Annotated in this window: 12 protein-coding genes; 8 read left to right on the top strand and 4 right to left on the bottom strand. The window is 69.7% G+C overall.

The features are described from left to right. Positions 1 to 133 precede the first annotated feature (133 nt). On the top strand, positions 134 to 610 hold the full coding sequence (locus AXW62_RS28700) for a glycine-rich domain-containing protein (protein WP_060947074.1): 477 nt from the start codon (positions 134 to 136) through the stop codon (positions 608 to 610). A 497-nt stretch (positions 611 to 1,107) separates the two neighbouring features. Here AXW62_RS28700 and AXW62_RS28695 read toward each other — a convergent pair whose 3' ends face one another. The 3 genes from AXW62_RS28695 to AXW62_RS28685 form a co-directional block, all read right to left on the bottom strand. Next, positions 1,108 to 1,515, bottom strand: coding sequence for a CoA-binding protein (locus AXW62_RS28695; RefSeq protein WP_060947073.1), 408 nt, complete (start codon positions 1,513 to 1,515; stop codon positions 1,108 to 1,110). A 277-nt stretch (positions 1,516 to 1,792) separates the two neighbouring features. Further along, positions 1,793 to 2,119, bottom strand: a complete 327-nt coding sequence (locus AXW62_RS28690; RefSeq protein ID WP_030841916.1) for a YciI family protein — start codon at positions 2,117 to 2,119, stop codon at positions 1,793 to 1,795. A 199-nt stretch (positions 2,120 to 2,318) separates the two neighbouring features. Continuing rightward, positions 2,319 to 2,774 carry a MarR family winged helix-turn-helix transcriptional regulator gene (locus AXW62_RS28685; RefSeq protein ID WP_211282426.1) on the bottom strand — a complete coding sequence of 152 codons (456 nt, stop codon included), beginning with the start codon at positions 2,772 to 2,774 and terminating at the stop codon, positions 2,319 to 2,321. 276 nt (positions 2,775 to 3,050) lie between these two features. On the opposite strand from AXW62_RS28685, the gene AXW62_RS28680 reads away from it, so the two are divergent. From AXW62_RS28680 to AXW62_RS28650, 7 genes are read left to right on the top strand one after another with little or no spacing between them, the layout of a single operon-like run. Then, entirely contained in the window at positions 3,051 to 3,971 is a 921-nt protein-coding gene (locus tag AXW62_RS28680; protein WP_214516881.1) for a TAXI family TRAP transporter solute-binding subunit, read from the top strand. Beyond that, positions 3,968 to 4,684, top strand: coding sequence for a class II aldolase/adducin family protein (locus tag AXW62_RS28675; protein ID WP_060947070.1), 717 nt, complete (start codon positions 3,968 to 3,970; stop codon positions 4,682 to 4,684). Before AXW62_RS28680 ends, AXW62_RS28675 begins: the two co-directional genes overlap by 4 nt. Positions 4,685 to 4,737: 53 nt before the next feature. Beyond that, positions 4,738 to 5,487 (top strand): dienelactone hydrolase family protein, encoded by a 750-nt coding sequence (locus tag AXW62_RS28670; RefSeq protein ID WP_252368776.1) that lies wholly within the window; start codon positions 4,738 to 4,740, stop codon positions 5,485 to 5,487. A 30-nt stretch (positions 5,488 to 5,517) separates the two neighbouring features. Beyond that, positions 5,518 to 6,501 carry a cupin domain-containing protein gene (locus tag AXW62_RS28665; protein WP_060947069.1) on the top strand — a complete coding sequence of 328 codons (984 nt, stop codon included), beginning with the start codon at positions 5,518 to 5,520 and terminating at the stop codon, positions 6,499 to 6,501. 19 nt (positions 6,502 to 6,520) lie between these two features. After that, complete coding sequence (locus AXW62_RS28660; RefSeq protein WP_060947068.1) at positions 6,521 to 7,624, top strand: alcohol dehydrogenase catalytic domain-containing protein; 1,104 nt, start codon at positions 6,521 to 6,523, stop codon at positions 7,622 to 7,624. Then, complete coding sequence (locus AXW62_RS28655) at positions 7,621 to 9,207, top strand: bifunctional 3-(3-hydroxy-phenyl)propionate/3-hydroxycinnamic acid hydroxylase (protein WP_060947067.1); 1,587 nt, start codon at positions 7,621 to 7,623, stop codon at positions 9,205 to 9,207. Before AXW62_RS28660 ends, AXW62_RS28655 begins: the two co-directional genes overlap by 4 nt. Beyond that, positions 9,204 to 10,295: a quinone oxidoreductase family protein gene (locus tag AXW62_RS28650; protein ID WP_060947066.1), complete on the top strand. Its 1,092-nt coding sequence runs from the start codon at positions 9,204 to 9,206 to the stop codon at positions 10,293 to 10,295. The genes AXW62_RS28655 and AXW62_RS28650 overlap by 4 nt, the downstream gene beginning before the upstream one ends. 133 nt (positions 10,296 to 10,428) lie before the next feature. Here the strand turns inward: AXW62_RS28650 and AXW62_RS28645 are convergent, their stop codons facing one another. Further along, positions 10,429 to 11,019 (bottom strand): TetR/AcrR family transcriptional regulator, encoded by a 591-nt coding sequence (locus tag AXW62_RS28645; protein WP_060947065.1) that lies wholly within the window; start codon positions 11,017 to 11,019, stop codon positions 10,429 to 10,431. Between the last annotated feature and the right edge of the window lie 89 nt (positions 11,020 to 11,108).

Below are 11,108 nucleotides of genomic sequence, written 5' to 3'. Positions count from 1 at the left end.
CGGCCCCCACTCCAGAGCCTTGCGTGCGGCAGGCGGAGGAGTGGGGGCCGTACACAACCTCGTCCCGGTCGCGTGCTTGGAGGCCAGTGACCGGGACGAGGGCAGCGCACCACTCACAAGAAGAGGCACGCACATGAGCAACGGTACAGCTCTGCTCTCCGACGCAGATCGAGCGGCCGTCGTCGACACGGTCATGAGCAGCAACCCCGACATGTCTCCCATGTTGGCTGGCCGCATCGTCGACGAGGCGACGAAGTTCGTGGCGGCCGTCGCGAGCGCTACTGAGCCACTGGCGCCGTCCCGGGTCGTCGACGAGGGATGGCACGCGATGATCCTGAACACCCGCATCTACCAACGGCTGTGCATCAAGGTCGGCAGGTTCGTTCACCACGTCCCGGAGCGTCCGGACCCGGAGAACCGTGACCCCGAGGCGCTGACCAAGACGCAGAGGCAGATCAGCTCGGCGGGGTTCACCGTCGATGCCGCTCTGTGGCTCGCGCCGGGCGACTCTTCTCTCCCCGTCGCTGCGAGCTGCCAGCACCGACCCGCCGACCCGGAAGGGACATGCACGGGGGACCCGGATGGCGACGGACCGAGCGGGCCGAACTGACGAAGACCTGACGGGCAGGCGCGACGCGTAGCTACCATCATCACGGGAGGTGGTCATGTCGACACAGTGGGTAGATCCAAAACGAGCTGGCCTTGTGGCGCTCGTCGACAAGTTGCAGCGGGCGTCGGATCCGCAGCGCGAGAACGCCTGCGGATGTACGCGGAAGCGTGGTCCGCGGATGGTGGCGACGGTCGTCGTCAGCGGCGCAGTCGCCTACGCCGTCCCATGCAACAGGTGCGGCGGTAAGGGCGTCGTTCCGTAGGTCATCAGAACAGCGGCCCCGTCCGTGTGCCTCCCCCGTGGCGCCGGGTGAGGCTTCGCCATGTCTCCCGATGACCGTAGCGAAGGTTCCTGGCGGCTGCCACGGCCAAAGGGGGAGAGGTCGTCAATGGTCGGCCTCTCGTCAACGATCATGAACAGCACGGCTCGCTCGTCCGCGATGATGCGGGAATCCCATGCATCCCCAAGTGCGTCGTGGCAGGTCAGCGCTCGATAGCCTAACCCGGGGAGTTAAGTTCTATCGCGGGACAGCGGTCCATCACCATGTCGAGCCCGGCGGCGCGGGTGCGCTCGTATGCCGCGGGGTCGATGACGCCGAGCTGGAACCACACGGCCTTGGCGCCGATGGCCACGGCCTCGTCGGCGACCGCGCCCGCCAGGTCACTGTTGACGAAGACGTCCACGACGTCGATCGCGAACGGAACCGCGGAGAGCGTCGGGTATCCCTGCTCGCCATGCACCGACTCGGCACGGGGGTGGATGGGTACGATCCGTTTGCCGTGGCGCTGGAGGACCCCTGCGACCCCGTAGGCCGCGCGCTGCTGGTTGGAGGACAGGCCCACTACCGCCCAGGTGTCTCCCACCTCTGTGAGGATCTTGCGGACCGTCGCCGGGTCGCCGTACATGCGGGCCTCCTGTGGGTACGACAAACAACCTGTTCGCTGCAACGGGCACCGCATTCCTCGGATTCCCGGATTCCTCGGATTCCCGGATTCCTCGGATTCCCGGATTCTCGGGTGCCCGTGCCCGTGCCCGTGCCGGTGAGCGGCGAAGCGGGGTGGCCGGGGCACCCCGGCGCCGGGGGAGCGCATGTGCCCGGGCGGGCGGAACCCGAGCCCCCCGGGTGGGCCCGGCGGCCCAGCCGGGGGTGGCGTCGGGGGCTTGTGCCCGGCGTCCCGGGTGTCAGCTGTGCTCGCCGGCCAGCATGGCGGTGACCGCTGGCACGTCGAAGCCTCCGACACCGAGCGCATGATGCACTTCCCAGGGGATGACGTCGTAGTCGCGGAAGCCGCCGGCGACCAGGGGCTCATCGCGGAAGAGGTCGTCAACCGCGTCCCGGGACATGTGGCCCACGACGATGATTCCCAGCTCCCGGTCGGGACTCGGGCCTGCCATCAGGACCTGGCCGGCGCGTTGCCGTTCCCGCATCCATGCCAGATGGGACGGCAGGACCTCGGCGATGGCGCGTTCGCGGTCACCGGTCCAACGATGCAGTGTCAGGTACCACATGGCTCTGCCCTTCAGGGGGAGAAGTCGAAGCTGCTGCCAAGCCGCCGCTGGGCTGCCCAGGAGCGGACCCGGGGCAAAGTGCGCGCACCTTCCCGGTCTGCGGCAGATACAAGCTACAGGACGCGTGTTTCGAAAGATAGGACGTTCAGGGGAAGGGGGGCCCGGCTCGTGCGGTGGTGGGGGCCAAGGTCCGCGCGGTTCACGTGGTGGGGGCGAGGGCGCGTGCCAGGTCCCACAGGTCCGGAAGGGCGGCGGCGATGCGTTCCGCTGATTGCGGCGGAAGCCGGCTCAGGGCCTCTGTAATGGCCTTGGTGAGACTGTCGTCGACCTCGGCACCCGCTGTGATCATCTTTCCCGTGGGATGCAGTTCGACGAAGCGCCGGTCGTGCGTGCTGGGGCGGCGTTCGATGAAGCCTGCGCGGGTCAGCCGGGTGACCAGTGTGCTCACGTTGTTGGGCTGCATGCCCAGCGCTGTGCCGATCTCCCGGACGCTGATGCCGGGTTGGCTGCTGATGAGGCGCAACACTTCCACCTGTGCCAGGGGGCGGCGTGTTTCGCCCGTTGGTGGCGTCTGCCGCTGGCGCAGCGTGCGATGCAGCGTCCAGGTAAGGCGGATCAACTCGTCGGGTAGTTGCTTGGGCTCATGAGCGCTCACGCCGACGAGCATACCTCTACTGCTAGAGGTGATACGGCGCGTCCCGGCGTGTCCGTGTTCGGTCGCGCCCGCCCATCAGGTGGCTAAACTAACTCTAGTGCTAAAGGTATAGCTCTAGATTTACCTCCCTCTCCTCTCGCGCCTCGCCGCCGCACCTTCTATGCTTGCCCGCAGAGCAGGACGTGAGTCCTCTTTTTCAGGACAGGAGCTGCTGTGAAGCCCGTAACGTGTCGTACCCAGCCCGGCAGGCCCGCCGAGCCGAAGATCGATCGCTCCGTGACGTTGCACCTTCGAGGCGACTGGGGCGGGGCCAACCTTCACCGAGTCTGTGGTTGGATCGCTCAGGAGCTGGCCGACCGGTGCGGTCCCCACACCCGTATCGCGACCTGGAACAGCAGGGGCTTCAGCGACGCCGTGCGCGCTGTCGGCCGCGGCGAAGTCCACGTCGCGATGACCACCCCGACGGCCTTCGCGGTCGCGGCGCTCGAAGGCCGTGGCGTGTACGCGGACGAGTCCTTCCCTGATCTTCGCGCTCTGGGGGTGGTGCCCCAGCGTGACCGCCTGGTGGTCGCGGTCCACCAGGACCTCGGCATCCACACCTTCGCCGAGTTGCGGGAAAGCAAGCCCGCTCTGCGTCTCGCCACTTCCGTCAATGACGGTGTCAACCACGTGGGACTCGCCGCGCATGAGGTCCTGACGCGGTCGGGAGTCGACATCACCGGCTGGGGCGGCGAACTGCTCGAGGACGAGCGGCCTTTTGAGTCCCTCGATCACGTGCGGGAAGGCCGGGCCAATGCCATCGTCCATGAAGCGGTCATGCTGCCGCCGTGGCAGGAGCTCGGACGCTTCATGAACTTCCTGGAGGTCGAGCAGGACGTTCTCGACGGCCTGTACGAAGACTTCGCATGGCCGGCCGCTGTTGTCGACGACGACTACTTCCCGGGGTGCAAGGCTTTCCGGACCCTTGACTTCTCCGACTTCCTCGTCCTGACCCGCGCCGATCTCGCCGATGATCTGGCCTACGCGATTGCCTGGGTGCTGGGTGAGACACGCCATGTCATCGAAGGGCAGTACCGCCATCTGGCCCCGGAGCGCAGCCCGGTCACCTACCCGCTCGACCCGGTGACGATGGGCGAGACGCCCGTCCCCCTTCATCCCGGGGCAGCCCGCTACTACAACGCCCTGCCTACCTCGTGAACGCCGGCGAGGCCCGCCGGCTCGTCATCGAGGCTTCCCACGCGCTCAGTGCCGCGGGGCAGGCAGACATGGTCTGGGGCCACGTCGCCGTACGCGACCCCGAGGGCCGCGGCATCTGGATCAAGGCACCCGGCTGGGGGTGGGAAGAGCTGGAAGAAACCTATGAGCAGCGGCTTCAACTCGTCTCCTACGAAGCCGAGGTGCTCCAGGGGACCGGCGCTCCGCACAAGGAGTGCCACATCCACCTCGAACTGCTGAAAGCCGCACCGGAGCTGATCTGCACCGTGCACACCCACGCGGTATCGGCGATCGCCTTCGCATCCCTTGGGCACCAACTTCGACCCATCTCCCACGAAGGCGCGCTCTTCGCCGGGGAGGATGTGCCCCGCTTCCGGAGCACGGGCGGGCTGGTGAGCACACCCGCACTGGGCAAGGCGCTCGCCGCGGAACTGGGCAACGCGCCGGCGGCGCTCATGCCCCGACACGGCCTGGTCGCCGCCGGAACGTCCGTACCGGCCGCCGTGATGCACGCCGTGCTTCTCGAACGGGCCTGTGCGGTCCAGCTCAAGGCCATGGCGGCCGGTGAGATCCGCGTTCAGTCCAGCCGTACCGAAGCCATGGGCAAACGCGCCGAATGCTGGCCGGACAGCCAGCTGGAGGCCGGATACCGCTACCTCGTGCGCCGATCCGCCCGCCCACTCCCGGGTTGCTGAGACAGCGTGCGCACGCCTGAGACCACCCCGTAACAGCTGAAGGGCTCTCCGCCGTGAACGACCATCGCACCACCACCGCCGCCGCGACGACCGACTGGACGACCGTCACCACAGCTGACGGTCCCATGCGGGTCTACCTCGCCCGCCCCGACCGGCCCGCCGACCGGGCCGTGATCGTCTTGCAGGAGGCATTCGGTGTCAACGACCACATCCAGGACATCGCACGCCGCTATGCCGCTCGCGGCTTCCTCGCTCTGGCTCCCGACCTCTTCCACCGCAGCGGAGTGGGCACTCTGGGCTACGAGCAGCACGCCGAAGCGATGCCCCTGATCGGTGCCATCGGTCCGGATGCGATCACCACAGACGTCGAGGCCGTGCTTGACCACCTCCAGCAGCGCGAACACGTCCCCGCGTCCCGCACCGCGATCAACGGCTTCTGTTTCGGCGGCCGGGCCGCCTTCACCGCCGCCACCCGCATCAGCGGGCTGGGGGCCGTCGTGGTCTTCTACGGTCCCGGCATCGCGGCCGGCCCGCATGCGGTCGTGGACCGCGCCGTGAGCATCGACGCCCCCATGCTGCTGCACGTCGGCTCGGACGACCCCACCATCCCCAGCGAACAGGTCGCGGCCATCGACAAGGCCCTGACCTCCGCCGGAGTCACGTTCGAAAGCCATGTGTACGCGGGTGCCGGACACGCCTTCGCCTGCGACGCCCGCCCGCACATGTACGTCCAGGACAGCGCGGAGACCGCCTGGGAGCGCACTCACCGATTTCTGGACGAGCACATCTCCCGCAGCGCCTGACGCATCCACCCGACAGACCAAGGACGTTTCATGGGCATCGTCAACGAAGTCGTCTCCCTCGCCTGTTCGCCCGCGCCGACCCGGCTCATCGAACGCGACGAGCACCTCCTGCTGTCGCCACCGCACAGCAATCCCTTCCCGGTCGAGCTGTGGCGGGACCACGAGCCGCTGAGCGTGGTGCACATCTCGCAGCAGTACAAAGCCGTGCCGTTCGCGCCACCGCGCGGGGTCTACGAAAGCGCACATCTGCGCGTCGAGTGGCAGACGATGGACAACCGCCAGCCCTTCTACCACCGCAACTGCGACGTCGACGAAATCTCCTACCAGATCGACGGCGAGCGCACCCTGATGACGGAGCTGGGCGTCGTGGAACACCGGCCCGGCGAGTTCTCCCGGATCCCTCGTGGTGTCGCTCATGACAACTACGGACGACGCGAGAGCCACCTGCTCTTCTACGCCCCCGCGCCGGTGACGGAGGAACGCTCCCCCGCCAGGCAATCCGAGATCGTCTTTCCGCCGTTCCCCGGCTGGGAACCGGGCCCGGTCAACGAGGCGGTCACCCAGTGCCTGGGGACCCCCGGGCACGACATCGTCGTGGCGCCCGTCGACGAGCCGCGGCTGCTGGCGCAGGCGCACGCCGAGAAGGAACGCCTCCAGGTCCTGACCGGCACGGGTGACCCCGGCGTTTCCTGGATGTACCGCTCCCCGGGCTTTCGCCTGGGCACGGTGCGTCGTGAGCCCTCCGCGGAGCGCACCTACCGCCGCACTCTCGACGCGGACGAGGTCCAGTACCAGATCAGCGGGCACCGAACCCTCGTCAGCCAGCGCGGAATCGTCGAACTGGGGCCGGGAGATTTCGTCCGCATCCCGCTCGGCATTGCCTGGACCAGCGTGTGCCGTGAGCCGAATGAGTACCTCACCCTCTTCTCCGACCGGCATCTCCCGCAGATCGCCGAGACGACCAGGACCGCGGAGCCGTACACCCCCGAACGCCTGGCCGCCCTCCAGCCCTGACCCCCAGGAGCCGCATCCCATGACGACCACCATGCTCGCCGCTCGCGCCCGGAAGGGCTCTGACGCACTCCACCTGGACGAGATCGACACACCTGAGCCCGGACCGCAGGACGTCCTGGTCAAGGTGGCATCCGCGGGACTCGCTCCCGGCATGATGACCTTGCTTGCCCAGGGAGCCTTCACACACCTCCCCACCACCCTCGGCCATGAAGCGGCCGGCACCGTTGTCGCCACCGGCGACGAGGCCGGCACCGTCGCCGTCGGCACGCGGGTGCGCGTGCATCCAAGCCTCAACTGCCGCGCATGCGCGTATTGCCGATCCGACCGGGACATGATGTGCCCGCAGCAGGCACTCATCGGACACGCCGCCTTCAGCGACGGCCCCCTGCCGCTCTACGAGCGCTATCACGACGGCGGCCTCGCCGAGTACATCCGGGTACCGCACTGGCTGGTGGACCCCCTGCCCGACAACGTGTCCTTCGACGTGGGCGCCAAGGTCCACGACCTGGCCAACGCCGTGCGAGCCCTCAAACTCGCCGACCTGCCCCTGGGATCCACCCTCGTGGTGACCGCCGCCACCGGCACGATGGGCACGGCCACCATCACACTCGCCCGCCACTTCGGCGTCGCCCGTCTCATCCTCGTCGGGCGCAGCGCCGAACGGCTGCGCGCCGTCAGCAGACTCGCCGGGGGCGTGGCCACCGACCTGGTGGCGCTCGAGGAACTGCCCGCCACCTGGGCCGAGGACGGCGGACTCACCCGTGCCCTGCGCCGCCTCGCCCCGCGGGGAGCCGACGCGGTGCTCGACTTCATCCCGGAAGGCCCGGCCACCTCCCAGGCACTCGCCGCACTCACCACCGGCGGCACCCTCGTCCACATGGGCGCCAACCCCAGCCCGCTGACGCTGCCCACGGCCGCCATCATGGTCAACTGCTGGCGCGTCATCGGGACCCGCGCCTGCACGCGCACGGACGCCCAGCAGGTCCTCACCCTCCTCGCCCGGAACGCGCTGCGGGCCGACGAACTCATCACCCACCGCTACCCGCTCACCGAAGCGGCCGAGGCCGTCGCCGCCCTGCGGAGCAGAACGGAACCCCTGTGGATGGTGGTGGTCAACCCGTGAACCCGCGGCACCCCGTACTCGTCGTCGGCGGAGGCCCCGTCGGCCTCACCGTCGCCAACCTCCTGGCCGCCCGCGGCGTGCCGCTCATCCTGGTCGAACGCAACCCTTCCACCAGCGACGAGGCCAAGGCCATCAGCCTGGACGACGAATCCCTGCGCGCCCTGCAGGCAGCGGGACTGGCGGACAAAGTCCTGGACATCGTCGTTCCCGGCACCGGCACCCGCTACTACGACCGCAGGGGCCGCCCCCTGTTCCACGCCCGCGGCCCGCACCCCTACCGGCTCGGCTTCCCCTTCAAGAACCAGTTCGCCCAGCCGGAACTGGAAAAGCTCCTGCTGGACGAGGTGAGATCCCGTCCCGAGGCGGACATCCGCTTTTCCACCGAACTGTTCACCGTGGACGAGGACCCCGACGCGGCCGGCGTCACCGCGACCGTCCGTACGCCGGGCACCACCCGCACCGAGAGCATCCGGGCCAGCTGGGTCCTGGCGTGCGACGGCGGCCGCTCCACCGTGCGGGACCTGCGCGGCATCGGCATGACCGGCACCAGCCACCAGCAGGTCTGGCTGGTCGCCGACACCACCGGCGACCATCATGACGAGCGCTACGGCATGCACCACGGCACCCCCGGCCGGCCCACCGTCATCGTGCCCGGCCGCGGCGGCCGCTGCCGTTACGAGTTCCTCCTCCACCCCGGCGAGGGCGAAAAGGGCGTCCGCCCCGACTTCGAAACCCTCCGACGGCTCGTCGCGCCATACCGGCCCCTCGCCGAGGACCAAGTCGAGCGCTGCACCACCTACACCTTCAACGCTGTCGTCGCCGACCGCTGGCGGGACGGGCACGTCCTGCTCCTGGGCGACGCCGCCCACATGATGCCGCCCTTCGCCGGCCAGGGGCTCAACTCCGGCATCCGCGACGCCGCGAACCTGGCCTGGAAGATCGACGACGTGTGGCACGGGCGCATGCCGGAGAGCCTGCTCGACACCTACGAGGCGGAGCGGCGCGAGCACGCCACCGCGATGGTCCGTCACTCCGAACGACTCGGCGACATCGTCATGACCACCGACCGGCGCCGCGCGCTGCTGCGCGACGTGGCCGCCCGTACGCTCCTGTGCACCCCGTCCGGACGGCGCTACCTCACCGAGATGCGGTTTCGGCCGCGCGCCCGGCACGAGGCCGGCCTGGTCGTCGGCGCCCACGGCCTGACGGGCACCCAGCTGCCCCAGCCGCGGGTGCTGGTTCCGCCGAGTCTGCGTCCGCGGCTCCTCGACGAGGTCCTCGGCCCGTCCTTCGCCCTGCTGGGCGTCGAGGTCCCCGACGCCGCCTGGCAGCGCTTCGACAGCCCGGACTGGCCGGACGACGTCCTGGGCATCAAACGGATCGACATCCTTCTGGACGACCGGCTGCCGCCGGCGGCCGGCACCCGGGAGGCCGTCGCGGACGCCGACGGCCGTCTCGAACAGGCCCTCGCCCCCGCCCGTCATCGGTTCGTCCTGGTCAAACCCGACCGGTACATCGCAGCCGTCATGGGCCCCGACGACATCCCCGCCGTCGCGGCGGCCCTGCGCAAGGAGACCCGGTGACCACGCTGCCCACGACCACCGCCGCCGTGTGGGTCTACGAGCACGGCGGCCCGGACCGGCTCGTCCACGAGCGAAGGCCCCTGCCGGCCCTCGGCCCCACGGACGTGCTCGTCGCCGTCGACACCGCCGCCGTCTCCGGCTGGGACCTGAAATACCGCCGCGGACTGCAACCCGGCACGAAACTCCCCGGTCGCAACCCCTTCCCCATGCCCCAGCAGTTGGGGCGGGAGGCCGCCGGAACCGTCGTCGCGACCGGGCCCGATACCCGGCTGCTGCGGCCCGGAGACCGGGTAGTGGCCGTCGTCCACCCCGAGAACCCGCACGCCCCCGAGACCTATCGGGGCCTGGGCAACCTGTCCACCGGCATCGCCGTCCCCGGCCATCAAGCCCCCGGCGCCTACGCCGACTACGTGGTCCGCGACGAACGGCTCTTCCTGCCCGTACCCGCCCACGTCGACCTCGAGCAGGCCGCGGTCACCCTGTGGCCGTACGGCACCAGCCACCGCGTACTGCGCGACCGGCTGCGGGTCACCCCGGGTGACACCCTGCTCGTCACCGGAGCGGCCGGCCCGATGGGGCTGGCCACCCTCCAGCTCGCCCAGATCTTCGGCCTGCGCACCATCGCCACCACCCGGCACGCCGCACGCGCCGAAGCCCTGCGCGGTGTCACCGGGGCGGAGATCGTCGTCACCGAGGACCTCGACGCGGCCCGCCACGCCATACGCGACCTCACCGGCGGCGCGGGCGTCGACCACGCCGTTGATTACGCCAGCCACCGCGACCTGCTGCGACTGGCTCTGGAGGTGCTCCGGCTCGGAGGCCGCCTCTGCCCGGCCGCCGGCGAGCAGAATCCGCCCGGTCCGATGCCGTTCACCGTCTTCGATCTCACCCGTCTGGAAGCCGACATCGTCGGCGTGCGCGGGGCGCGGCACGACGACGCCCTGCGCGTGATGTCCCTCCTCGCCGACGGCCGGCTGCACTCGCCGATCGCGGCGCGCTTCCCGCTGTCCAGGGCCGCCCAGGCACACGACCTCATGGAGAACGGCACGGACGTCGTCGGGCGCCTCCTGCTCAAGCCCGGCAGCTGAGAGGGCGGTAGGAGACGTGGTGTGCCGGGCACCACCGGGCTCGGGTCCGCCTTCCGGCGCGCCTCGACGCGCGCCCTGACGCATGGCGGGTTCCGCTCAGGCGGACGGCGAAGTCCGCTTCGCCGGACACTTCTCAGTCGCTCGCGGCGAGAGTCCGCGCAAGTGCGTCGAGGGTCACGTCGACGATGGCGCGCAGCTGCTCGGTGCTCGTTCCGGCTCTGCTCATGACGGCGAGGGACTGGTTCACGGCCGCGAGGTGGGTCGCGAAGGACTCGGCCGCCTCGTCGTGCAGCCGGCCGGCCTTCAGCGCGGCGCGCAGCCGGGTGTGCTGGAGGCCGATCGCCTCCCGTGCACGCGCCGCGACGCTCGCGCTCAGCACGGGGGTCCCCATGACCGTCTGGGCCACCAGGCATCCGTCGGGCAGAGCGGGGTCGGCGATGCGTTCCAGGGTGATGTCGAAGAACGCCCGCGCGGCTGCCAGGGGCCGGTCGGCGGCGCAGGACAACGCGGCGTCGTACTTGTCTCCGTACCGCGTGGCGTAGCGCTCCAGGCAGCGGACGAAGAGCGTGTCCTTGTCGCCGAGGGAGGAGTAGATGGAGCTGCGGTTGAGTCCGGTCGCCCGGGACAGGTCGTCCACCGACGTGTCCGCGTAGCCCGCCCGCCAGAACTGGATCATCGCGGCATCGAGCGCGGTATCGATGTCGAACTGCTTCTTGCCTGCCATGCCGCACCTCCCTCCTGCCCTGCCTTCTCGGTGAGACCATCATCTCATCTTGAACCGATCGGTTCAAGATGGGGGTAGGGTGAAGGCAT

Source organism: Streptomyces hygroscopicus subsp. hygroscopicus (genome assembly GCF_001553455.1).
GTDB classification, from domain to species: Bacteria; Actinomycetota; Actinomycetes; order Streptomycetales; family Streptomycetaceae; genus Streptomyces; species Streptomyces hygroscopicus.
This window is presented reverse-complemented; position numbering and strand designations above follow the sequence as displayed.